The sequence below is a fragment of the Aureimonas populi genome (genome assembly GCF_017815515.1).
In the GTDB taxonomy this organism is placed as follows: domain Bacteria; phylum Pseudomonadota; class Alphaproteobacteria; order Rhizobiales; family Rhizobiaceae; genus Aureimonas; species Aureimonas populi.
This window is the reverse complement of sequence record NZ_CP072611.1, coordinates 3477287-3500982: the sequence shown is the minus strand read 5'-3', so window position 1 is coordinate 3500982 and position 23696 is coordinate 3477287. Positions and strand designations below refer to the sequence as shown.

At 69.0% G+C, this 23696-nt stretch carries 24 protein-coding genes; 20 read left to right on the top strand and 4 right to left on the bottom strand.

What is annotated here, in order from left to right; genetic code table 11:
• The first annotated feature begins 2 nt into the window (after positions 1-2).
• From murC to J7654_RS16615, 15 genes are all read left to right on the top strand, one after another.
• Positions 3-1415: a UDP-N-acetylmuramate--L-alanine ligase gene (gene murC, locus J7654_RS16685; protein ID WP_209736971.1), complete on the top strand. Its 1413-nt coding sequence runs from the start codon at positions 3-5 to the stop codon at positions 1413-1415.
• Complete coding sequence (gene murB, locus J7654_RS16680; protein ID WP_209736970.1) at positions 1415-2356, top strand: UDP-N-acetylmuramate dehydrogenase; 942 nt, start codon at positions 1415-1417, stop codon at positions 2354-2356. Before murC ends, murB begins: the two co-directional genes overlap by 1 nt.
• Before the next feature lie 42 nt (positions 2357-2398).
• Positions 2399-2638: a transcriptional regulator gene (locus J7654_RS16675; protein ID WP_209736969.1), complete on the top strand. Its 240-nt coding sequence runs from the start codon at positions 2399-2401 to the stop codon at positions 2636-2638.
• Positions 2638-2805, top strand: a complete 168-nt coding sequence (locus tag J7654_RS18395; RefSeq protein WP_245195546.1) for a type II toxin-antitoxin system RelE/ParE family toxin — start codon at positions 2638-2640, stop codon at positions 2803-2805. The genes J7654_RS16675 and J7654_RS18395 overlap by 1 nt, the downstream gene beginning before the upstream one ends.
• 259 nt (positions 2806-3064) lie before the next feature.
• Positions 3065-3988: a D-alanine--D-alanine ligase gene (locus J7654_RS16665; protein ID WP_209740644.1), complete on the top strand. Its 924-nt coding sequence runs from the start codon at positions 3065-3067 to the stop codon at positions 3986-3988.
• Positions 3976-4887, top strand: coding sequence for a cell division protein FtsQ/DivIB (locus J7654_RS16660; protein ID WP_245195545.1), 912 nt, complete (start codon positions 3976-3978; stop codon positions 4885-4887). The genes J7654_RS16665 and J7654_RS16660 overlap by 13 nt, the downstream gene beginning before the upstream one ends.
• Positions 4884-6212: a cell division protein FtsA gene (ftsA, locus tag J7654_RS16655; protein ID WP_209736968.1), complete on the top strand. Its 1329-nt coding sequence runs from the start codon at positions 4884-4886 to the stop codon at positions 6210-6212. Before J7654_RS16660 ends, ftsA begins: the two co-directional genes overlap by 4 nt.
• Positions 6213-6330: 118 nt before the next feature.
• Positions 6331-7857: a cell division protein FtsZ gene (gene ftsZ, locus J7654_RS16650; protein ID WP_209736967.1), complete on the top strand. Its 1527-nt coding sequence runs from the start codon at positions 6331-6333 to the stop codon at positions 7855-7857.
• Between the two features lie 291 nt (positions 7858-8148).
• Entirely contained in the window at positions 8149-9093 is a 945-nt protein-coding gene (gene lpxC / locus J7654_RS16645; protein ID WP_245195544.1) for a UDP-3-O-acyl-N-acetylglucosamine deacetylase, read from the top strand.
• Positions 9094-9269: 176 nt separating this feature from the next.
• On the top strand, positions 9270-10175 hold the full coding sequence (locus tag J7654_RS16640) for an outer membrane protein assembly factor BamD (protein WP_209736965.1): 906 nt from the start codon (positions 9270-9272) through the stop codon (positions 10173-10175).
• A gap of 142 nt (positions 10176-10317) precedes the next feature.
• Positions 10318-11991 carry a DNA repair protein RecN gene (gene recN / locus J7654_RS16635; protein WP_209736964.1) on the top strand — a complete coding sequence of 558 codons (1674 nt, stop codon included), beginning with the start codon at positions 10318-10320 and terminating at the stop codon, positions 11989-11991.
• 71 nt (positions 11992-12062) lie between these two features.
• The gene (gene ligA / locus J7654_RS16630) at positions 12063-14594 is read left to right on the top strand and encodes an NAD-dependent DNA ligase LigA (protein ID WP_209736963.1); all 2532 of its coding nucleotides are present in this window, start codon (positions 12063-12065) and stop codon (positions 14592-14594) included.
• Between the two features lie 65 nt (positions 14595-14659).
• Positions 14660-15175, top strand: coding sequence for a YbjN domain-containing protein (locus J7654_RS16625; protein ID WP_209736962.1), 516 nt, complete (start codon positions 14660-14662; stop codon positions 15173-15175).
• Between the two features lie 139 nt (positions 15176-15314).
• Entirely contained in the window at positions 15315-15944 is a 630-nt protein-coding gene (locus J7654_RS16620) for an AzlC family ABC transporter permease (RefSeq protein WP_209740641.1), read from the top strand.
• Entirely contained in the window at positions 15941-16237 is a 297-nt protein-coding gene (locus tag J7654_RS16615; RefSeq protein WP_209736961.1) for an AzlD family protein, read from the top strand. Before J7654_RS16620 ends, J7654_RS16615 begins: the two co-directional genes overlap by 4 nt.
• Positions 16238-16298: 61 nt before the next feature.
• On the opposite strand, the gene J7654_RS16610 is transcribed toward J7654_RS16615, so the two are convergent.
• Positions 16299-17282, bottom strand: coding sequence for a TIM44-like domain-containing protein (locus J7654_RS16610; RefSeq protein WP_209736960.1), 984 nt, complete (start codon positions 17280-17282; stop codon positions 16299-16301).
• A gap of 224 nt (positions 17283-17506) precedes the next feature.
• Between J7654_RS16610 and J7654_RS16605 the strand changes: the two genes are divergently transcribed.
• Positions 17507-18007 (top strand): BA14K family protein, encoded by a 501-nt coding sequence (locus tag J7654_RS16605; RefSeq protein ID WP_245195542.1) that lies wholly within the window; start codon positions 17507-17509, stop codon positions 18005-18007.
• Positions 18008-18077: 70 nt separating this feature from the next.
• Here J7654_RS16605 and J7654_RS16600 read toward each other — a convergent pair whose 3' ends face one another.
• Positions 18078-19904: an aminopeptidase P family protein gene (locus J7654_RS16600; RefSeq protein ID WP_209740637.1), complete on the bottom strand. Its 1827-nt coding sequence runs from the start codon at positions 19902-19904 to the stop codon at positions 18078-18080.
• 187 nt (positions 19905-20091) lie between these two features.
• On the opposite strand from J7654_RS16600, the gene J7654_RS16595 reads away from it, so the two are divergent.
• Positions 20092-20292, top strand: a complete 201-nt coding sequence (locus tag J7654_RS16595; protein ID WP_209736959.1) for a hypothetical protein — start codon at positions 20092-20094, stop codon at positions 20290-20292.
• 6 nt (positions 20293-20298) lie between these two features.
• On the opposite strand, the gene J7654_RS16590 is transcribed toward J7654_RS16595, so the two are convergent.
• Positions 20299-21159 carry a 50S ribosomal protein L11 methyltransferase gene (locus tag J7654_RS16590; protein ID WP_209736958.1) on the bottom strand — a complete coding sequence of 287 codons (861 nt, stop codon included), beginning with the start codon at positions 21157-21159 and terminating at the stop codon, positions 20299-20301.
• A gap of 124 nt (positions 21160-21283) precedes the next feature.
• Positions 21284-21913 (bottom strand): SCO family protein, encoded by a 630-nt coding sequence (locus J7654_RS16585; protein ID WP_280842343.1) that lies wholly within the window; start codon positions 21911-21913, stop codon positions 21284-21286.
• A 76-nt stretch (positions 21914-21989) separates the two neighbouring features.
• On the opposite strand from J7654_RS16585, the gene J7654_RS16580 reads away from it, so the two are divergent.
• Genes J7654_RS16580 through J7654_RS18425 form a run of 3 tightly spaced genes read left to right on the top strand, consistent with a single transcriptional unit; the run spans position 21990 to position 23690 of the window.
• A complete protein-coding gene (locus J7654_RS16580) occupies positions 21990-22688 on the top strand; it encodes a DapH/DapD/GlmU-related protein (RefSeq protein WP_245195541.1) in 699 nt (232 codons plus the stop codon).
• Positions 22685-23527, top strand: coding sequence for a PhzF family phenazine biosynthesis protein (locus J7654_RS16575; RefSeq protein ID WP_209736957.1), 843 nt, complete (start codon positions 22685-22687; stop codon positions 23525-23527). Before J7654_RS16580 ends, J7654_RS16575 begins: the two co-directional genes overlap by 4 nt.
• A gap of 28 nt (positions 23528-23555) precedes the next feature.
• Positions 23556-23690, top strand: a complete 135-nt coding sequence (locus tag J7654_RS18425) for a hypothetical protein (RefSeq protein ID WP_280842342.1) — start codon at positions 23556-23558, stop codon at positions 23688-23690.
• The last annotated feature ends 6 nt before the right edge of the window (positions 23691-23696 follow it).

Here is a 23696-nt window from a genome sequence, read left to right as displayed (position 1 = left end):
ACATGAAGATGCCGCCCAATATCGGACCGGTCCATTTCATCGGGATCGGCGGCATCGGCATGAGCGGCATCGCCGAGGTGCTGGTCAATCTCGGCTACACCGTGCAGGGCTCGGACGCGGCCGAGAACGCCAATGTGCAGCGCCTGCGCGAGAAGGGCGTCACCGTCCATATCGGGCACGCGGCAGAGAATCTGGGCGTTGCCGAGGTGGTGGTGGTGTCGACCGCCATCAAGCGCTCCAACCCGGAGCTGGCGGCCGCGCGAGAGCGCCTGCTGCCTATCGTGCGGCGCGCCGAGATGCTGGCGGAGCTGATGCGCTTTCGCCAGGCCATCGCCATCGGCGGCACGCACGGCAAGACGACGACCACCTCCATGGTGGCGACGCTGCTGGACGCCGGGGGCCTCGACCCCACGGTCGTCAACGGCGGCATCATCAACGCCTACGGCACGAATGCGCGCATGGGCGGCGGCGACTGGATGGTGGTGGAGGCCGACGAGAGCGACGGCACCTTCCTGAAGCTGCCGGCCGACATCGCCGTCGTCACCAATATCGACCCCGAGCATCTCGACCATTACGGCACCTTCGACAAGGTGCGCGCCGCCTTTCGCGCCTTCGTGGAGAACGTGCCCTTCTACGGCTTCGGCGTGATGTGCCTGGACCATCCTGAAGTGCAGACGCTGGTCTCCGAGATCGAGGACCGGCGCATCATCACCTATGGCGAGAACATCCAGGCGGACATGCGCTTCTCCAACGTGCGCGTGGAGGGCGCGAAGTCTCGCTTCGACGTGACCTATCGCGACCGGGTGAGCGGCGAGACGACGAAGATCGAGGACATCGTGCTGCCCATGCCGGGGCGCCACAACGTGGCCAATGCCACGGCCGCCATCGCGGTGGCCTACCGGCTCGGCATCTCGGCCGACGCGATCCGCTCGGGCCTTGCGGCCTTCGGCGGGGTGAAGCGGCGCTTCACCTTCACCGGCTCGTCGGGCGGCGTCGATGTCTACGACGATTACGGCCACCATCCGGTGGAGATCCGCGCGGTGCTTTCGGCCGCGCGCTCGGCCACCGGCGGCAAGGTCGTGGCCGTGGTCCAGCCGCACCGCTATTCCCGGCTTCAGAGCCTGTTTTCCGATTTCGCCGCCTGCTTCAACGATGCCGACACGGTGATCCTCGCGCCGGTCTACGCGGCGGGCGAGGAGCCTATCGAGTTCGTCAATTCCGAGATGCTGGTGGAGCGGCTGAAGCTGGGCGGCCATCGCGACGCGCGCCTCATCGACGGGCCGCACGAGCTGGCGCCGCTGGTGGCGCGCGTGGCCTCCGCCGGCGACATGGTGGTATGCTTGGGCGCCGGCTCGATCAGCCAATGGGCCTACGCGCTGCCGAAGGAGCTCGACGCGCTCGCCGGACAGGCGTGATGGACGGCGCCCGCCTCATCGGGGCCCTGCCGCCCTTGCGCGGCAAGCTGACGCCCGGCGCCGACATGGCGAAGGTGACATGGTTCCGTACCGGCGGGCCGGCCGACCTTCTCTTCCAGCCGGCCGACGAGGCGGACCTTTCGGCCTTCCTCGCCGCGCTGGGCCCCGACGTGCCGGTGACGGTGGTGGGCATCGGCTCGAACCTCCTGGTGCGCGACGGCGGCATCGAGGGCGTCGTCATCCGGCTCTCGCCCAAGGGCTTCGGCGAGGCGCGGGCGCTGGACGGCAACCGTCTGCGCGCGGGTGCGGCGGCGTCCGACAAGCGCGTGGCGGCAGTGGCGCTGGAAGCCGGGCTTGCCGGTTTCCACTTCCTCCACGGCATTCCCGGCTCCATCGGCGGCGCGCTGCGGATGAATGCGGGCGCCAACGGGGTGGAGACCGCCGAGCGCCTGGTGGAGGCGGTGGCGCTGGACCGCAAGGGCCGCCGCCACGTCCTGTCCGCCGCCGACATGGGCTTCACATACCGCCATGCGGCCGCGCCGGGAGAGCTCATCTTCGTCTCGGCGACCTTCGAGGGCGTGCCCGCCGCGCGGGACGAGATTCGCGCGGCCATGGATGAGGTGCAGCACCATCGCGAGACCGCCCAGCCGGTGCGCGAGAAGACGGGCGGCTCCACTTTCAAGAACCCGCCGGGCACCTCCGCCTGGAAACAGGTGGACCTCGCCGGCTGCCGCGGCCTGACCATCGGCGGCGCGCAGATGAGCGAAATGCACTGCAACTTCATGATCAATACCGGCTCTGCGAGCGCGCACGATCTGGAGCTTCTGGGCGAGACCGTGCGCGAACGCGTCTTCGCCGCCTCCGCCATCCTGCTCGAATGGGAAATCGCGCGGATCGGGCGGTTCGAGGAGGGGCGGGAGGTTTTGTCGTTCCACCCCTGACGGCGGCTGGACAGAGCGGGGCTGCTTCGCCACATTGACGCAATGGGCGACCTTCTCCTTTCCCCCGACCTGGAAGCGCGCATCGAAAGTCTGGCGCGACGGTCGCGGCGTTCCGCTGCGGAAGTGGTGGCCGATGCGTTGGTGAACGGCCATTCCCTGGATTGGCAGGAAGATTTCCTGCGCCGCGTGGGCGAGGGGATCGAGGCTGCGGACGCGGGCCGCTTCGCCTCGGAGGAAGAGCTTTCGCGCGTGCGCGGGAAATACGGTTCCCGCCATTCCTGATGCGGGTGCAATGGACACTTCCGGCCCTTCGCCATCTCGACGAGATACAGGACTATATCGCCGAGCGCAGCCATGACGCGGCCTATCGACTGACGGCCCAGATCATCGAAAAGACGACCGATCTCCTCTCGGCCAATCCATCGATCGGACGCAGGGCCGCGTCCTGAGCACGCGTGAACTGGTGCTGGCGCCCACCGCCTACATCGTCGTCTACCGCGTGCGGGATGAGGCCGTGGAGATCCTGGCGGCGATTCATGGCGCGAGGCGCTGGCCGAGCGACTTCGGCCCGGAACCGCCGCGGTAAACACTCCCCTTCCAATCGCCCTTACGATTTTCTTTCTTTCGCCATAAAGCCTTAACCAGCGCTTAACCATCGCAAGGCGATGAATGATCTCCAGCCAAGGTGGTGATGGGATCGAGCGGTTCATGACGACGCATGTCGCGATGCTGATGGGCGGGTTTTCTTCCGAGAGGCCGGTCAGCCTCTCGTCGGGAGAGGCCTGCGCGGATGCGCTGGAGGCGGAAGGCTTTCGCGTGACGCGGGTCGACGTGACGCGTGACATCGCCACGGTTCTGAAGGATCTCGCTCCCGACGTCGCGTTCAACGCGCTGCACGGCCCGTTCGGCGAGGACGGCACGATCCAGGGCGTGCTCGAATTCCTCCAGATTCCCTATACCCATTCCGGCGTGCTCGCCTCGGCCCTTTCGATGAACAAGAACCGCGCGAAGATCATGGCGCGCGCCGCCGGGATCGGCCTGGCCGAATCGCGCCTCGTGCATCGCCTGGAAGCGGGCAGGGCGCATGTCATGGCGCCGCCCTATGTCGTGAAGCCGGTGGCGGAGGGATCCTCCTTCGGCGTCTTCATCGTGCGCGAGGACCACGCCCACCCGCCGCAGGAGCTGATGCGCACCGACTGGGCCTTCGGCGACATCGTGATGGTGGAGGCCTATGTGCACGGGCGCGAGCTGACCTGCGCCGTGATGGGCGACGTCGCGCTCGGCGTCTGCGAGATCCGGTCGAACGACCACGCCTTCTACGACTACGATTCCAAATACGCGCCCGGCGGCTCCACCCACATCATTCCGGCCGAACTTCCCAAGGCCGTGACGGCCAGGGTGCAGGAATATGCGCTGGCCGCCCACAAGGCGATGGGATGCCGGGGCGTGTCGCGCTCCGACTTCCGCTACGACGACCGCTTCGGCGAGGGCGGCGAGCTGGTTTGGCTGGAGATCAACACGCAGCCGGGCATGACACCGACCTCGCTGGTGCCGGACATCGCGCGGGCCGCCGGCCATTCCTTTGGCGAGCTTCTGACCTGGATGGTGGAGGACGCCTCATGCGGCCGCTGAGCCCGCGCCGGACCCAGGAGCTTCTGGCCGAGCCGATGAGCCGCGCCTCGCTGCGGCTGGCGCTGATGGCCAAGCGCGCCGGCAGCTACGCGCGCGCGCTCCAGGCGCTGCCGCTGCCGCGCTTTCCCGTCCTGGCGGTCGCCGTCCTCGGCTCGACGGCGCTTTACGGCACGTCGCTGGGCGGCCACACGCCGGCGGTTCTCGACGCGGTCTCCGAGCCTCTGGGGCTCACCATCGAGCGGGTGGACATTTCCGGCAATTCCGAGACCTCGCAGATCGACATCCTGCAGACCCTCTACATGACCGGCGCGACGACGCTGCCGGGGCTCGACGTGGTGGCCGCGCGCGCCGCCATCGAGACCATGCCCTGGGTGGAAAGCGCCAGCGTTTCCAAGGTCTACCCGGACCGGGTGGCCATCGAGGTGGTCGAGAAGCGCCCCTATGCGCTGTGGCAGCGCGGGCGCGAGCTGATGATCATCGACCGTGAAGGCGAGGAGATCGTTCCCTACGCCACCACGCGCTTCACGGAGCTGCCCTTCGTGGTGGGGCCGGGGGCGGCGCGGGACGCGGCCGAGCTTCTGGACCGGATCGAGGTGATCCCCGAGCTGACGCCGCGCATCCGCGCCTATGTCTATGTCGCCCAGCGCCGCTGGGACCTGCATCTCGACAACGGGGTCGTGGTGAAGCTGCCCGAGTTCGAGCCGCTGGAGGCCGCCGCGCGCGTGGTGCGGATGGACCGCGACACCCGCCTCCTGTCGCGAGACATCGCGGCGGTCGACATGCGGGTGGACGGCCGGATGGTCGTGAAACTGACGCCCGAGGCCAAGGAGCGGCGGGACGCCGCGCTGAAGGAACGTGCCCGGGTGATGAAGCAGGCGCAAAGGGAGAAACCGGTATGAGTCTGTTCGCGTCGCGGCCCGCCAGTCTGCCGCGCATGGGCAAGCTCTCGCAGCGCCGCACCCGGATCGTATCCGTCCTCGATGTCGGATCGTCCAAGGTCACGTGCCTGATTGCCCGCCTGCGCCCCCGCGAGGCCGGCGAGGTGCTGCCGAACCGCACCCATGTGGTGGAGGTGCTGGGTATCGGCCATCAGCGCTCACGCGGTATCAAGTCCGGCGTCGTCGTCGATCTGGAGGCGGCCGAGAAGTCGATCCGCCACTGCGTGGACGCGGCCGAGCGCATGTGCGGCCTGACGGTGGAATCGCTGATCGTCTCGGTCACGGCCGGGCGGCTGAAGAGCCTGCGCGGGCATGGCGAGGTGACGGTGGGCGGGGCGCAGGTGAGCGAGGCGGATTTCCGCCGCGCGCTGACCAACGCTGCCCGCACGCAGATGGAGACGGGGCGCATCCCGCTTCACTCCATTCCCTTCGACCTGACGCTGGACGGCGAGGGCGGGCTGGAGAACCCGGTGGGCATGACCGGCGAGGCGCTGGGCGCGGAGCTGCATGTCCTTTCGGCGGAAGAGACCCCGCTGCGCAATCTGGAGGCGGCGATCAACCGCGCCCATCTGGTGGTCGAGGCCTTCGTCGCCGGCCCCTACGCCAGCGGCCTTTCCACTCTGGTGGAGGACGAGGCGGCGATGGGTTCCGCCTGCATCGACATGGGCGCGGGCACGACGACGATCTCGATCTTCCAGAACGGGCACTTCGCCTATGCCGACGCCGTGGCGCTCGGCGGACACCACATCACCATGGACCTGGCGCGGGGTCTTTCCATCTCGCCCGAACAGGCCGAGCGGCTGAAGGTCGTGCATGGCAACGCCATGACCGAACTCCTGGAGGACGAGGAGACGCTGATGGTCGAGCCGCTGGGCGACGACGGGACGCAAGGGCCCGTTCAGGTTTCGCGCTCGCTCATCTCGCGCATCATCCGCCCGCGGGTGGAGGAGACGCTGGAGCTGATCCGCGACCGGCTGGCCGCCTCCAATCTGGGGCATGTCATCGGCAAGCGCGTGGTGCTGGCAGGGGGCGCGAGCCAGCTTGCGGGCATGACGGACGCCTGCCGCGACATCCTCCAGCGCAATGTTCGCCTCGGCCGTCCGGTCGGCGTCGCGGGCCTTTCGGCCGCCAACAAGAGCCCCGCCTTCGCGACGGCGGTGGGGCTCCTGATCTACCCGCAGATCGCGCACAACGAATTCGTGCCGAGCGCGTCACCCATCGACTTTGCCTTCGACGAATCCACGCGCGTCGGCCGGGTCGGCGCGTGGCTGCGACGCAGCTTCTGAAAAATCCGGCCCGCAAGGTTCGAGCGGGCCTTGAGGACTACGGTGCGTGCCGAGCACCGCCATTTGACGACAGCGGCCGACGCGGCGAGGCGGCCAACTGTGAAGAGGAAAAACGGTCATGAGCATCAATTTGCAGAAGCCGGACATCACTGAACTCAAGCCCCGCATCACCGTGTTCGGCGTCGGCGGGGGCGGCTGCAACGCCGTCAACAACATGATCAACGCCGGTCTCGAGGGCGTGGAATTCGTGATCGCCAACACCGACGCCCAGGCGCTGCGCTCCTCGCGCGCCGAGCGCGTCATCCAGATGGGCGTTGCCGTCACCGAGGGCCTGGGTGCCGGCTCGCAGCCCGAGGTCGGCCGCGCGGCTGCCGAGGAATCCATCGACGAGATCTGCGATCACCTGCTCGGGTCGCACATGTGCTTCGTCACCGCCGGCATGGGTGGCGGCACCGGCACGGGCGCGGCGCCGGTCGTGGCTCGCGCGGCCCGCGAGAAGGGCATCCTCACCGTCGGCGTCGTCACCAAGCCCTTCCACTTCGAGGGCCAGCGCCGCCTGCGCATCGCCGAGCAGGGCATCGAGGAGCTTCAGAAGAGCGTCGACACGCTCATCGTGATCCCGAACCAGAACCTGTTCCGCATCGCGAACGACAAGACGACCTTCGCCGACGCCTTCGGCATGGCGGACCAGGTCCTCTATTCCGGTGTCGCCTGCATCACCGACCTGATGGTCAAGGAAGGCCTCATCAATCTCGACTTCGCCGACGTGCGCTCGGTGATGCGCGAGATGGGCAAGGCGATGATGGGCACGGGCGAGGCATCCGGCGAGGGCCGCGCCATGGCCGCCGCCGAGGCCGCCATCGCCAACCCGCTGCTCGACGAGACCTCGATGAAGGGCGCCAAGGGCCTGCTGATCTCCATCACCGGCGGGCGCGACCTGACGCTCTTCGAGGTGGACGAGGCGGCGACCCGCATCCGCGAGGAGGTCGATCAGGACGCCAACATCATCCTCGGCGCCACCTTCGACGAGGCGCTGGAAGGCGTGATCCGCGTGTCGGTCGTCGCGACGGGCATCGACAAGACGGCGGCCGAGGCCTTCGATCGCGCTCCGGAGTTCCGCAACGCGCCGGTTCAGCGCCCGGCGCCGGTGCAGGCGCCCGCGGCCGCGCAGCCGGCCTACGCCCCGGCCGCCTATGCGGCGCCCGCCGCCCCGGCCCATGCGCCGGCGGCCGCGAGCTACGCAGCGCCCGAGCCCATGGCCGATCTGGAGGACGACTTCACCGCCGCCCTCGAAGCGGAGATCGCCCATGTGGCGCCGCAGCCCGCGCCCCGCATGCCGCGTGTGGACGAGTTCCCGCCGGTGGTGCAGGCCGAGCTCGCCCGCGCCTCGGCACCCGAGAGCCATGCCGACGAGCGCGGCCCGATGGGCCTGCTGCGCCGCCTGACCACGGGCCTCTCGCGCCAGGACGAGGGCGCGCACGAGCCGCGCGCCGCCCAGCCGGCCCGCCCGGCCGAGCCGAGCCCCTATGCGCCGCGCCGCGTGGCCGCCGAGTCCGCCGCGCGCCCCGCGCCGCAGGCCCTGCGCCAGCCCAGCGACGACGATCAGCTCGAAATCCCGGCCTTCCTGCGCCGCCAGTCGAGCTGATCTCTTCACGAAACCAGCTTCACAACAGCCGGCCCGCCTCTTCCAGAGGCGGGCCGGTTTCGTTTAGTGCATTGAAATCGCTTGCGATTAAACCGTCGTTAAGAGGTGTTGCGGTAACACGGAGTAAGAAAGCGTGATTTGGTCGCGGGCCGGCCGAACTTTATTTTGGAGACAAGAAAGAGCTCGCACCTGATGAGCCGGCAGGGCCCCTGGCCTCCGGCTCGCGGTGATGCGGGTTTTCCGGTCTTCGAGCATGAGTATCGGAAATCGGCGAGAAGGATGTTTCCGGGCGTGACACAGCATCAGCAGACGATCGGCGCGCGTATCGAGTTCAATGGCGTCGGCGTCCATGGCGGTGCGGCGGTCTCCATCGTGCTGCATCCGGCCGAACCCGACACCGGAGTGGTGTTCCACCTGTTCGAGCCCTCCGGCTTCGTGCGCGAGATTCGCGCCGTCTCGGCCAATGTCTCCTCCACCGATCTTGCCACCGTCGTGGGCGATGTCCAGGGCGTGCACGTCTCCACGGTCGAGCACCTGATGGCGGCCCTTTACGCGATGGACGTCGACAACGTCATCATCGAGGTCGAGGGCGGCGAGGTGCCGATCATGGACGGCTGCGCCTCCCGATTCGTGGAGGGCATGATCGAGGCGGGCCTCGTGAAGCAGCGCGCCTCGCGCCGCATGATCCGCGTGCTCAAGCCCGTGACCGTCGAGATGCAGGGTGCGCGCGGCCAATACCTGCCGTATGACGGCAGCCGTTTCGAGATCGAGATCGACTTCGCCACGCCCGCCATCGGGCGCCAGATGCTGTCGCTCGACCTGACGCCCCAGACCTTCCGCCGCGAAGTTGCGCGCGCGCGCACCTTCGGCTTCATGAAGGACGTGGAGCGGCTCTGGGCCTCCGGCCACGCGCTGGGCTCGTCGCTGGAGAATTCCGTCGTGATCGGCGACGACGACCGCGTCATCAATCCGGGCGGCTTGCGCTACGAGGACGAGTTCGTGCGCCATAAGGCGCTCGACGCCATCGGCGACCAGGCCCTGGCCGGCGCGCGCATCCTGGGCTGCTATCGCTCCTATCGCGGCGGCCACCGGCTGAACGCGATGGCGTTGGGCGCGCTCCTGTCGGATCGCAGCGCCTACGAGATCGTGGAAGTGCCCCTGGCGCCGGCCCGCAGCTCGCGCGCCGCGTCCCTCGCGGTGGCGGCCGCCTCGGCCCTCGGGCCGCAGGTTCTCTGACGCTTTCGGGGCGCCGCGCCTCAAAAAAGGCGTGTTGCCTCGTCTTCAAACGTTGTCGGACCTTTCCGCTTGCCTGTAGAGAAGCGGGAAGGCGCGCCGCCTCGGCGGGCGCGGGGACGCATCAGCAGGGGAAGACTTCCATGCGCATTCACTCGCGAAAGGGCAGCCGGCCTGTCATGACGCGCGCTGCCCTCGGGCTCGCGCTCGGCGTCTCGGCCATGGCGCTCTCGGGCTGCATGTCCGGCGGTGACGACGACAATTTCGACGCGCTGGCGCTCGCTTCGCAGACGGAGCCGGCGGATGTGCTCTACAATCAGGGCCTGGCCAATCTGGAGAACGGGCGCCTGCGCGAGGCTTCGGCCAAGTTCCAGGCGATCGACCGGCAGCATCCCTATTCGGAATATGCCCGCCGGGCGCTGATCATGCGCTCCTTCACCTCCTACCGCGCGCAGGACTATGACGAGGCGGTCTCCTCCGCGCGCCGCTACGTCACGCTCTATCCGGGCTCGAACGAGGCGGCCTACGCGCAGTACATCACCGGGCTCTCCTACTTCCGGCAGATGCCGGACGTGACGCGCGACCAGGCGCAGACGGCGCGCGCGGCGAACGCGTTCCAGGAGGTGATCGACCGTTATCCCGAATCCGAATATGTCGAGGATTCGCGCGCCAAGCTGCGCCAGGCGCGGGACCAGCTCGCCGGCAAGGAGATGCAGGTCGGGCGCTATTACCTGGAGCGGCGCGAATATATCGCGGCCATCAACCGCTTCCGCAATGTCGTGGATACCTACCCGCAGACCCGCCATGTGGAGGAAGCGCTGGCGCGCCTGACGGAAGCCTATCTCTCCATGGGCCTCCAGCAGGAAGCGCAGGCGGCCGCCTCCGTTCTCGGCCAGAACTTCCCCGATTCGCAGTGGTATGCCGATTCCTACGCCCTGCTTCAGTCGGGCGGCCTCCAACCGCGCGACGGCACGTCCGATTCCTGGTTCGGAAACGCCACGCGGCTGATCACGGGCGGCCCGCGCGATCCCGCGCCGTCGGCCGTCGCGGCCGACCCGGTGCTCGGACCCCCGCCGAGCGCCTGATCGCTTCCCGAGAGGCCGGCTTTCAAGCCGGCCTCTCCATTTCCGGTCCCGGCTCCTCTTCCGGAGGCTTTGCCGCGCGCGCCGGACACCTTATGTTCGCCTCGCACCGCCAACGGCGCCAAAGGCGACACGCTCCGCATCCATGCTGGTCCATCTTTCCATCCGCGACATCGTGCTGATCGAAAAGCTCGACCTGTCCTTGAAGGACGGGCTCTCGGTGCTGACCGGCGAGACGGGCGCGGGCAAGTCGATCCTGCTCGACGCGCTGTCGCTGGCGCTCGGCGGGCGTGGCGACGGCTCTCTCGTGCGCCATGGCGCGAAGCAGGGGGAGGTGACGGCCGTCTTCGACCTGCCGGGAGACCATCCCGCGCGCTCCGCGCTGGCGGCCAACGGCTTCGAGGATGATGGAGACCTCATCCTGCGCCGCGTGCAGGGCGCGGACGGGCGCACGCGCGTCTTCGTCAATGACAGGCCGGCCAGCGTTTCCCTCATGCGCGAGCTGGGTGCCGGGCTGGTGGAGATCCACGGCCAGCACGACGACCGGGCGCTGGTGGACCCCGAGGCGCATCGCGAGCTTCTGGATGCCTATGGCGGCCTCGGCGCGCAGGCCGAAGCCGTGGCGGCCGCCCATGCCGCATGGCGCCAGTGCGAGGGCGAGCTGGCCCGCCACCGCGCGCGGGTGGAGGCGGCGGCGCGCGAGGCCGACTATTTGCGCGCGGCCGTGGAGGAATTGTCCGAGCTTTCGCCGCTGGCCGGCGAGGAGGAGGAACTGGCGGAAAGGCGCCAGACCATGATGCGCTCGGAAAAGATCGCCTCGGACGTGAACGAGGCGCATGAGGAGCTTTCGGGCCCCGCCTCCGCCATTCCCGCGCTGGCGGGGCTCCTGCGCCGTCTCGACCGGCGCAAGGACGAGCTGCCGGGACTTCTGGACGAGACGCTGGAGCGGCTGGACACGGCGCTGGATGCGCTGTCCGATGCGCAGACGAGCCTTGAAGGCGCGCTGCGCAGCCTCGAATTCGACCCGCGCGCGCTGGAGGCGACGGAAGAGCGGCTGTTCGCGCTGCGCGCTGCGGGGCGCAAGTACAACCTGCCGGTGGACGAGCTGCCGGTGCTCGCCGAGAAGATGATCGCCGATCTGGCCGATCTCGATGCCGGGGAGGAGCGTGTGGGCGCGCTGGAGCGTGAGGCGGCCGAGCGCCGCGCCGCCTTCGACAGGCTGGCGGCGGAGTTGTCCGGGCAGCGCCGCACGACGGCGCGGCTTCTGGAAGGCGCGGTGATGGCCGAGCTGCCGGACATGAAGCTGGAGCGGGCCGAGTTCATTGTGGAGATGCAGAGCGACCCCGCGCGCCCGACGCCCGCCGGCATCGACACGGCGGAGTTCTTCGTGCGCACCAATCCCGGCACGCGGGCGGGGCCGATGATGAAGGTGGCGTCCGGCGGCGAGCTTTCGCGCTTCCTGCTGGCGCTCAAGGTGGCGCTGGCGGACCGGGGCTCGGCGCCGACGCTGGTCTTCGACGAGATCGACACCGGGGTCGGCGGCGCGGTGGCGGATGCCATCGGGCGGCGCCTCGCCAAGCTCGGGCAGGGCGTGCAGGTGCTCTCCGTCACCCATGCCCCGCAAGTGGCCGCGCGCGCCACGACGCATCTGCTCATCTCCAAGGCGGCCGTGGCGGGCGGCGAGGACAGGCTGGCGACGCGCGTGGCGGAGATGGACGTGCCGGCGCGGCAAGAGGAGATCGCCCGGATGCTGGCGGGCGAGCATGTGACCGACGAGGCACGCGCGGCCGCCGCCCGACTGATCGGCCACGGGGCCTGAATCGTTTCGACGGGCCGCGGGAATCGGCTATCAAGCGGTCCTGACAATCCATGCAGGGGAGCGGTCGTTCGATGTCTTCGCAATCCGAGGTCGAGGCGATGGACGAGGCGGCGGCCGCCGCCGAGCTGGAAAGACTGGCGCGCGACCTGGCCGAGCACGACCGGCGCTATTACGAGAACGACGACCCGGCCGTCAGCGATGCGCAGTACGACCTCCTGCGCCGGCGCAACGCCGCCCTGGAGCGGCGCTTTCCGCATCTGGTGCGCGCCGATTCGCCCTCGCGGAAGGTGGGCTCGGCGCCGTCCGCCAAGTTCGCCAAGATCACGCACGCCCTGCCCATGCTCTCGCTGGACAATGCCTTCACGGACGAGGACGTGGCGGATTTCGCCCGGCGGGTGCGGCGCTTCCTGGGGCTGAAGGCAGAAGCGCCGCTCGCCATCACGGCCGAGCCGAAGATCGACGGGCTTTCGCTCTCGCTGCGCTACGAGAACGGCCGCCTCGTATCCGCCGCCACGCGCGGCGACGGGGCAGTGGGCGAGGACGTGACCGCCAACGCGCTGACGATCGACGATATTCCCCATCGCCTGGCGGGCCTGCGGCCGGATGTCTTCGAGGTGCGCGGCGAGGTCTACATGACCCATGGCGATTTCGCCGCGCTGAATGCGCGCCTCGCGGCCGGGACGGAGGAAGCGGGGGACGGAGAGGGGCCGCAGGCCCCCACGCGCGTGGTCCGCCAGTTCGCCAATCCGCGAAACGCCGCCGCAGGCTCGCTGCGGCAGAAGGACCCCGAGATCACCCGTTCCCGCCCGTTGAAATTCTTCGCCTATGCCTGGGGCGAGGTCAGCGAAATGCCGGCAGGCACGCAGATGGGCATGGTGGAGGCGCTGGCCGGCATGGGCTTTTCCACGACGCTTGCCGAGCGCGCCGGGCGCCTGCCGCTGATGCGCCGGCTGGAGAGCGTGGACGAACTGATCGAGCACTATCACTCCATCGAGGAGGAGCGGGCCAGCCTCGGCTACGACATCGACGGCGTCGTCTACAAGGTGGACGATCTGGAGCTGCAAGGGCGGCTCGGCTTCGTCTCGCGCTCGCCGCGCTGGGCCATCGCCCACAAGTTCGCGGCCGAGAAGGCGACCACGGTGGTGGAAGCCATCGACATCAATGTCGGGCGCACCGGCAAGCTGGCGCCGCTGGCGCGGCTGACGCCGGTCACGGTCGGCGGCGTGGTCGTCTCCAACGTGACGCTGCACAACGAGGATTACATAGCGGGCCGTGATTCGAACGGGCAGCCGATCCGCGAGGGGCGCGATATCCGCATCGGCGACACCGTCGTCGTCCAGCGGGCGGGCGACGTGATTCCGCAGGTGCTGGACGTGGTGATGGAGAAGCGGCCGCCGGACGCGGTGCCCTTCCGCTTCCCCGAGCGCTGCCCGATCTGCGACAGCCGGGCGGTGCGCGAGGTGAACCCGCGCACGGGCCGCCCCGATTCGGTGCGCCGCTGCACCGCCGGCCTCACCTGCCCGGCGCAGGGGCGCGAGGGGCTGAAGCATTTCGTCTCGCGCCATGCCTTCGATATCGTGGGCTTCGGCGAGGCCTATATCGAGACGCTGTTCGACAAGGGCATATTGCGCCAGCCCGCAGACATCTTCCGCCTCGAATTCGAACCGCTGAAGGAGGTGATCGAGGAGCGCGCGCTTGCCCTGCGGCTGGAGCGCGAGGCCAAAGAGGACGCCGAACTGGCGGCGCGCGGCGAGGCGCCGAAAGTGCGCGGCGCCCGCAAGGCGTACGACTATGCCGGGGCGACGCGCAACCTCCTCGCCGCCATCGAGGACCGGCGCAGCGTGCCGCTCGACCGCTTCATCTTCGCCCTCGGCATCCCCGATATCGGGGAGGCGACCGCCAAGGCGCTGGCGCGCCATTTCGACGACGTGGCCGCGCTCATGGCCGGCATGGCGGAGGCGAGCCGGCAGCAGCCGGGCGAGGCCTGGGCCGAGATCGGCGCGCTGGAGGGCATCGGCTCCAAGACGTTCGACCGGATGCTGGAGGTGGCGCAGGACAAGGCCGCCGAACCGGACTGGAACCCCTTGCGCGACGGCGGCCTCGGCCTGAAGGCCAACCAGCGCCATGCCTTGAAGAGCCGCTACGGCGAGGAGCCGGCGGCGCTGCGCGAGGCGCTGGGCGAGGCGGTGCGGACCGCGCCGGGGCCCGATTTCCTTCGGCTCACGAAGGATAGCGACATCGGCACCGTGGCCACGCTCTCGCTCATCCACTTCTTCGAGGAACCGCACAACCGCGACGCCGTTTCGGCGCTTCTCGATGCGGGCGTGACCACGACCAACGAACGCTCCCGCCCGCCCGCCTCCTCTCCGGTGGCCGGCAAGACCGTCGTCTTCACCGGCTCTCTGGAGCAGATGAGCCGCGACGAGGCCAAGGAGATGGCGGAGGCGCTGGGCGCGAAGGTGGCGGGCTCGGTTTCGAAAAAGACCGATCTCGTCGTGGCCGGCCCCGGCGCCGGCTCCAAGCTCGATAAGGCGCGTGAACTGGGCATCGAAATCCTGGACGAGGACGGCTGGTTTCACAGGATCGGCCGGCGGGGCGCGTGACGGGCGGGCGCTTTTGCGATAGCTTGGCCCGGCGTTTCGCGTGCCGTGTTTCCGGGAGTCTCGCCATGTTCGTCCCCGCTGCCATCCTCGCCGCGTCTCTCCTGGCCGCGACGGCTTCCTCCCAGGCGCAGGAGCGGATCGACGGCACCGACCCGCAGGCCATCGCGGACCTCGTTCGCGGCTACGGCTCGGCGCGGCTCGACGTGGCCGGTGACAATACGCCCATGATCCGGGGGCGGATCGAGGGAACTTCCTTCGTCATCTATTTCTACGATTGCGACGACCTGGACGCCAATTGCAACACGGTTTCCTTCGCCGCCGGCTGGGAGGTTTCCGGGCTGACCGTGGAGCAGGTGAACGCGTGGAACCGCGACAAGCGCTTCGGCCGCGCCTATCTCGACACCGAGGGCGAGCCTGTGCTGGAGATGGACGTGAACCTGAAGGGGTCCGTCAGCGCGGAGAATTTCGAGGATACGGTGGATTGGTGGCGCGTGGTGATGGCCGATTTCACCAGCAACGTCGTGAAGGCCGCTCCAGGCACGCCGGAGCCTGAAGAGCCCTCGGGCGAGATGCGCCTCTAGGAAGGGGCGTCCTCGGGGGAGGAGGGGCGCAGTGCCGGATCTGCAAGGCGGGCGGAGCCTGCCCTCGCACGGCGCAGTGTCCTCATGGGCGGACGTCCGCCAAGGGGCGCGCGAGGTGCTGCCGCTTCTCATCGCGCTCATGCCGTTCGGGGCCCTGTTCGGAACGCTGGCGGTGGATTCCGGCCTGACCGTGGCGCAGACGGTGGGTTTCTCGGCCACCGTCTATGCCGGCGCCAGCCAGTTCGTGGCGCTTCAGCTTCTGGCCCTGTCCTCGCCCATCTGGTCGATTCTCATCGCCGTGGTCGCGCTGAATTTTCGCCACGTGCTCTATTCGGCCTCCATCGGGCGCCATCTCGGGCACTTCAGCCGGGGCGAGAAGGCGGCGGCGTTCTTCGTTCTGGTCGATCCGCTCTTCGCCGCCGCCGAGGAGCGCGTGGGGCACCGCCGGCTCACGCGCAGCTATTACTTCACCTTCGGCCTGATGCTGTATGTTGGATGGTCCGTATCGACGCTTCTGGGAGCGATCTTCGGTGGGCTGATCGAGGACCAGCGGGCCTTCGGCTTCGATCTCATCCTGCCGGTCTATTTCATCGCGCAGACCATGGCGTTCCGCCAGCGCGCCGGGTTCCTCCCCGTCGCCGGCGTGGCGGCGATCGTCTCCATTCTCGTCTACGTCACGATAGGCTCGCCGTGGCACGTTACGCTCGGCGGCCTCGCGGGCATCGCCGTGGCCGCGCTGCGCCGGCCGGCGGGGAACGGTGCGCCGTGAGCGACATCTGGCTTCTGATCGCCCTCTCCGGCCTTCTGACCTACGCCACGCGCTTCGCGGGCCATCTGGTGCTGTCACGGTTCGAACGGGTGCCGCCGCGCCTCGAGGCGGCGCTGGACGCGGTGCCGGCCGCCATGCTCGTCACCATCGTCACGCCGGTCTTCGTGGATGGCGGCTGGCTGGAGCGAATCATCATCATCGCCTCGGGTTTCCTGGCGCTTCGCCTTTCCGTGCTCCAGACCGTGATCGTCGGCCTTCTGGCGGCGGCCCTCGCCAGGAGCGCCGGATACTGAAACGAGAACGGCGGGCCACCGGGGCCCGCCGTTCTGTCTGGTTTTCGCAGGATAAGGCGAATCAGGCCTCCTGGATCGCCGTCAGCTTCCACTCGTCCTGATGGTCGCGCAGGAAGGTCCAGACCTCGGTGGATTCCACCGGCTCGCTCTCGCTGCCCTCCACGATCTCGCCGCTCTGGCGGTCACGCAGGAACTGGATCATCGAGTAGCGCATGGCGACGGTGGCGAATTCGCGCGAGCCTTCCTTCCAGCTTTCGGCGACATCGCCCTGCAACAGCTCCACGTCGCGCACCTCGCTCTTCACGCCGCGCGTGGCGTTCTGCGACAGCTCCTCGGAGAGGTAGGACATGATCTCGGGCGTGGTGATCTCGCGGATCGCGGCGTAGTCCTCACGGCCGAACGCTTCCTGGAGGGCGTAGAGGCGGGACTGGAAAATCTCCAGGTCGGCCGGCGTGATGCCCAGCTCGTCACCCTTCGAGACGCTTTCGGGCGCCGCGGCCGCCGCCGCGCCGCCGCCCCCGCCCAGGCCCGCGCCGAGATGGCGGAAGTCGCGCCCCGTATTCCCGGGCTTGCCCTCATAGGCCATCCGGTTCGGGGCGCCCGCTGCCGCCGGCTGCGAGCGCGAGCGGAAGAGGCGGATGAGAAGGAATGCGAGACCGGCGATCAGCGCGATCTGGAGGAGGAAGCCGAGCATACCGGCCATGCCGCCGAAGCCCGTGCCCATCAGCACGCCGAAGAGGCCGCCCAGGAGCAAGCCGCGCATCAGCGGCGAGCCGAGGAAGCCGCCGCGCGTGGCGGCAGCGCCGGCGGCAGCGCCCGCTGCCGGTGCGCCGGGCCGCGCCGCCTGGTTGGGCGTGACCGAGCGCTGGACGGGGGCGGCGGAGGGCGCGGTGTTGGTCGCGGGCGCGCTCTGGAAGGTGCGCGCACCCCGGCTGCCGAAACTGCCGCCGCGGCGTGCTTCGGCATAGTCCACCGCGATCGAGGAGAAGATCAACGTGAAGACCGCAAGAAGCGTGGCGAACCTGAATCGATGTAGCGCGATCATCCCGATCTCCCGTAACGCATGATTGTCGCGCCTATATAGGATGAAAGCTGAGCGAATTCGAACCTCGAAGTGCGTGGTCTCGCAAAAGTTTTCGTCAACCGCCGCGTTTCTATGGCCCGGCGCCGGTTTGCTCCCCGAGCCGTTCGCATGTGCGTTCAGGAACCGTTCAGGCGCAGACTGGTTAATTCAGTACATCTCTTCAACGAACCGCCCTGGAGGCGAGCATGCGTATCATGAAGTTGTTCGGCGGGAAGGCTTTGGCGGTCGCTCTGGCGGCGGCGATGCTTCCCGCTTCCATAGCCATTCCCCAGTCGGCCCCCGTGGTCGGCTCTGTGCTGGGCGCGTCCGAGGCGCAGGCGCAGTATTACGGTGGCCGCCACTACCGTGGTGACCGGCAGTGGCGGGGCGATCGCCAGTGGCGGGGTGACAGGCACTACCGTGGCGACCGGCGCCATTATCGCGACAACCGCCGCCGCTCCAACAGCGGTGCGGTGATCGGCGGCGCGATCGCGGGCCTTGCGGCCGGTGCGATCATCGCCGGCGCGGCCAACCAGCCGCGTTATGTCGAGCGCCGCTATGCGCAGCCCGCGCCTTCCTACTCCTCGTATCGCCCGGCTCCGTGGACCAACGAGTGGTACCAGTACTGCTCGCAGCGCTACCGGTCCTTCGACGCGCGCTCGGGCACGTTCCAGCCCTATAACGGCCCGCGCCGCCTCTGCCAGTAACGGCAAGCCGGCCCCGTCGGGAAGCGTGAAGGCCCACGGCGAGGGATCCGCCGTGGGCCTTTCGGCGTCGTCAGGCCAGCGGCGCCGTCGCCTGCTCCAGCCAGAGCCGCTCCTCCTCGTCCACCAGCGGGGAGAGAAGCCCGCGCACCTCGCGGTGATAGGCGTGCAGCCACTCGATCTCGCCCCGTTCCATGAGCGAAGGCAGGATCAGGCGCCGGTCGATGGGCGCGAAGGTCAGGGTCTCGAAACCGTGCGTCTCGATGTCGCCGCCCTCCACCGCTGCCGGGGGCAGGGTGAGGAGCAGGTTCTCGATGCGGATGCCGAAGGCGCCCTCGCGGTAGTATCCGGGCTCGTTGGACAGGATCATCCCCGCCTCCAGCACAGCCGCCCCGCGCCGTGAGATCGATTGCGGCCCCTCGTGCACGCCGAGATAGGACCCGACCCCGTGGCCGGTGCCGTGGGCGTAGTCCGAACCGTCGCGCCACAGCGCGATGCGGGCCAGCGGATCGAGGTCGAGGCCGCGCGTGCCTTTCGGGAAGCGCGCGGTGGAGATGGCGATCATGCCCTTCAGAACCAGCGTGAACTTGCGTTTCACCTCATGCGGCACCGCGCCGATGGCGACGGTGCGGGTGATGTCGGTGGTGCCGTCCTGGTACTGCCCGCCCGAATCCACGAGATAGACCTCGCCCTCGCCGAGCACCCGGTTCGAGCCGTGGTTGACGCGATAATGGGGCAGGGCGGCGTTGGGCCCGGCGGCGGAGATGGTGTCGAAGGAGATGTCGCGCAGGGCCGTCCCGTCGCGCTCGGCGAACGTCCTGCGAATCTCCTCCAGCTTTTGCGCGGCGTCGATCTCCGTCAGGCTGCCCGAGGGCTGACCGTCGAGCCAGGCGAGGAACGCCACCATCGCGGCGCCGTCGCGCCTGTGCGCGGCGCGCGAGCCCGCGATCTCCGCCTCGTTCTTGCGGGCGCGGGGCAGGGCCACCGGGTCGGGCGCTTCCACCACCGTGCCGCCGGCGCTTTCCACGATGTCGGCGATGCGTCGCGCGGTGAGGGCCGGGTCCAGCATCACGCGTGCGCCCTGCGCGAGCTTGCGCAACTCGCGCTCGAAGCTCTCCGGCGCGGCGAGCTCGGCGCGTTCGGCCAGGGGCGGGCGGGTCCGGTCGTCGAGCTTGTCCGGGTCCATGAAGAGGACCGGCAGGCCGTTCTGGCGCAGAACGAGGAAGCTGAGCGCCAGCGGCTTGTGCGCCACGTCCTGCCCGCGAATGTTCAGCGCCCACGCGATCGAGGCGGGGTCGGAGAGGACCGCCAGTTCGGCGCCGGCCTTATCCACGGCGCGGGCCAGCTCCTCGCGCTTCTCCTCGGCCGTCCGGCCCGCGAACTCGTCCGGGTGGATGGAGACGCGGCCCTTGGGCGCTGCCGGGCGGTCCTGCCAGACCAGATCGATGGCGTTGCGCGACATCGGCACGAGGGTGAATCCGTGGCGTTCGCCCGCCTTGCGCAGCGCGGCGACCTCCCCGAGCGTATGCAGCCAGGGGTCGAATCCGATCTTCAGGCCCTTCGCGTTGGCCTCCAGATAGCTGGCGAGGGTGGTTTCCACGGAGTTGACGGGCGTGAAGGCGCGCGTGTCGAGCTGGGCGGATAGCTGAACGGTATAGCGGCCGTCCGAGAAGACCGCCGCCTTGTCCGGCAGCACCACCGCGAAGCCGGCCGAGCCGGTGAAGCCCGTGAGCCAGCGCAGGCGCTCGGCCGATTCGGGAATGTACTCGTTCTGGTGCTCGTCCGCGCGCGGCACGAGGAAGCCGTCGACCCCCGCCTGCGCCAGAATCGTCTTCAGACGGTCGAGCCGGCTGGCGCTTTCGGCCGAGCTGCCGGCTTCGTCGAAGCTTTGGAACATGATGGGATCTCCGGTTGGCCGAACGGCGGGTGAGCGGGAGCCGAGCGCGGGAATATGAAGAAAGGATGAAGGGAGCGCCAGAAAGGCCGCGCGTATCGCGCAGGTGAGCTATGCAACCGTCCCGCTACCGCAAGTGGCGCGAAGGATTCATAAAGGATGCGGGAGTTAAGCGCCCGATACGAGATTCGCCATGCAAACCGCACCCATCGACCGTTCCGTTCTCTCCTTCGCCCGCCTGGCCCTCGCCAATCGCCGAATCGAGGGCGCCAGCGGGCGTCGCCTGCCGGCTCGCCTGTCCGGCCGCCCGCGCGCGGGCGAGGGGCTTTCCATGCCGGCCCTCAACATTTCCCGTGCGTCGCTTTTCGAAGCAAGCGCGCCCGAGCGGTTCTGACAGCCCCTAGCGGGTGAGATGCAGCGTGACCCATTCGCCGCGCGTCAGCGTGCGGCGATGGACGAGCCCTTGCGCGCGATAGGCCGCCAGCACGCCGCGCCGCTGGCGGGCGAGGATTCCAGACAGGACGAGATCGCCACCAGGCGCCAGATGCGCCGCCATCCGCGGCGCCAGCGCCATCAGCGGGCCGGCCAGGATGTTGGCCACGATCAGCTCGAAACGCGGCGTGCCGGCGAAGACGCCTGAGTGAAAGCCGGTGGAGACGGCGGTTTCCACCAGCGCGTGAACGCCGTTGGCGCGCACGTTCTCCCGCGCCACCCTGACGGCCACCGGGTCGATATCCGTCGCCAGCACCGGCACGCGCGCCAGCTTGGCGATGCCGATGGCCAGCACCGCGCTGCCCGTTCCAAGGTCCAGCGCATTGGCCGGCCGGCGGCGGCGGACGATATCCCCGATGAGCGTCAGGCAGCCCGCCGTCGTGCCGTGATGGCCGGTGCCGAAGGCCTGGCCGGCCTCGATCTCGATGGAGAGGTCGCCCGCGCGCACCTTGTCGCGGTCATGCGCGCCGTGCACGAGGAAGCGTCCCGCGCGCACGGGCTTCAGCCCCGCCAGAACGCTCTGCATCCAGTCGATATCCGGCAGCGTCTCCACCTCCGCCGCATGGCCCTCGAAGGCGCGCCGGATCGCTTCGTCGCCGAAGGCCCCCGCATCCTCGAAATAGGCGGAGACTTCCTGCTCGCCGCTCGCCTCGTCGATTTCCACGATGGCGAGCGGCACGCCCTCCCCGCCGAACAGGGCGTCGAGCTTCTCGTAGAGCGCGAACGCCTCCGCCTTGGGCGCGCGGGCATGGTAGCGGGTTTGGGGCAAGCGTCTCGTCCTTTGCGGGCTCTAGAGCATTTCCGGTGACAACGAGATCACCTCCAATGCTCTATCTCTTTGTTTTTACGCCATTCCGGACGCAAAACTGGTTCCCACTTTCGCTGGAATGGCTCTAGAGCGTGGCAAGGCGTTGCAGCTTCTCGCGCGCCGTATCCGGGTTCTCGCCATAGGCGATGGTGCCGACGAACTGGCCGGCCGAGCCGAGCAGGATCACCGAGGCGGTGTGGTCCATCGTGTAGCTCTCGCCCTCGCCGACTCGGCTGTAATGGATGCCCCAGCCGTCCAGCATCTGGCGCACGGCCTGCGGCTCGCCCGTGAGGGCGGTGACATCCACGCCCAGCGAGCCGACATACTGGGCGAGGATATCGGGCGTGTCGCGCTCCGGGTCGACGGTGACGAAGACGACGCGCAGCGCCTCGCCGCGCTCGTCCAGCGCCTGCTTGTGGCCGGCCAGCTCGTAGAGCGTGGTGGGACACACGTCCGGGCAGTGCGTGAAGCCGAAGAAGATCGCCGTCGGCTCGCCGCGCAGCGATGCCTCGGTCACGGGCTCGCCGTTCTGGTCCACCAGTGAGAAGGGCGTGCCGTAGGGCTCGGTCGCCGTGCTCTCGTAGCCGCTGGTCCGGTTGAAGCCGAGCGCCCAGACGAAGACGAGCACGAGGGCCGCAACGGCGACCAGCGTCCAGAGGCCGATCCGCACGAGCGGCAGGCGCCCGCGCGGGCTGGGGGTGCCGGTATCTGACATTCGAGGCTTCTCCTGTTCGCCCAAGCCGATACAATATCGAAGCGGCGGGGCAAAGGATGGGCAAGGTATCAATCTGTTGAACGAACGCGACTACAGGACGCCGGCGGGCGAGGATCTGCGCTGGCGCGAGGACGAGCCGCGCGTCCATCCGAGCGCCGAATGCAAGGAGACGCGGCTCGGCCGCTTCTGCCAGATCGGCCGCGCCGTGGCGCTGCGCGAGTGCGAGATCGGCGACTATTCCTATTTCGAGCGGGGCGGGGAGGCCGCCTACGCAACGATCGGCAAGTTCTGCTCCATCGCGGCCAATGTGCGGATCAACGCGCTCGACCACCCGATGGAGCGCGTGAGCACCCACAAGATCAGCTACCGGCCGAACGAGTATTTCCGCTTCCTGGGCGTCGACGGCGCGGTGCGGGAGCGGCGGCGGGCGGCGCGCGTGACGATCGGCCACGATGTGTGGATCGGCCATGGCGCGGTCATCATGCCCGGCGTCACGGTGGGCAACGGGGCGGTGGTCGGCGCCGGCGCGGTGGTAACGAAGGACGTGCCGGCCTATACGATCGCCGCCGGCGTGCCCGCGCGGGCGCTGCGGCCCCGGTTCACGCCGGCGGTGGCCGCGCGGCTGGAGGCGCTCTGCTGGTGGGACTGGCCGCGCGAGGCACTGTTCGAGGCCATACCGGACATGCAGGCTCTGGGCGCCGAAGACTTTCTCGACAGGTGGGAAGGGCGCATCTCTGCCTTCCTCACACCGCAAGCCGAAAAGGCATCCCCATGACGACCGTGCCGATCTACCAGGCCGACGCTTTCACCTCCACGCTCTTCGGCGGCAATCCCGCCGCCGTGGTGCCGCTGGAAGCCTGGTTGCCGGACGAGGCGATGCGGGCCATCGCGCTGGAGAACAACCTGTCCGAAACCGCGTTTCTCGTGCCGGCGGGGCAGGCGCGGTGGGAGCTGCGCTGGTTCACGCCCGCCGCCGAGGTGCCCCTGTGCGGCCATGCGACACTGGCCACTGCCCTGGTGCTGACCGAATGCCTGGGAGTGAATGCCGCGACGCTCACCTTCGCCACGAAATATTCCGGCGATCTCATCGTTCGACGCGACGGGCCGTTCTACGAGATGCGCCTGCCGCGCCGCCTTTTCCACCCGGTCGCGCCGGATGCGACCGTGGCCGCCGCTCTCGGCGTCGAGCCGACCGAATACTGGGCGGTGCCGGTTCCGGGCGACGACGTGCTGATGGTGGTGCTGCCGAGCGAGGCCCATGTGCGCGACCTCGCTCCGGATCTCGGCGCGATCAAGCGCCTGTCGTGGCGCAGCGTTCTGGTGACGGCGAAGGGCGAGGGAAGCGTCGATTTCGTGTCGCGCTATTTCGCCCCCCGGTTCGGCATCGACGAGGACCCGGTCACGGGCTCGGCGCATTGCTCTCTCGCGCCGCTGTGGATGGAGAAGCTCGGCAAGGCCGAGTTCATCGCACGCCAGCTTTCGGCGCGTGGCGGCGAAATCTTCTGCCGCGTGGAGGAAGAGAGCGTCATCGTCGCCGGGCGCGGCGTCCTCTACATGGAAGGGCGCATCCGCCTTCCATCCCCCGCGCCATCGGAAAGCCGCGAGCGCGCCTGATCCAATGCCGGCCAACAGGAACATCGTCATGAAAACCGCCGCCGCCCTCCTCGCACTGACGCTTGGCCTTGCCGGCTGCGCCCAGATCAACAAGCCCATCACGCCCGACGACCCCTGGCGCGAGCAGGGCACGCGCCCCAGCAACTCCCTGCCTCAATATTGAGCCGGC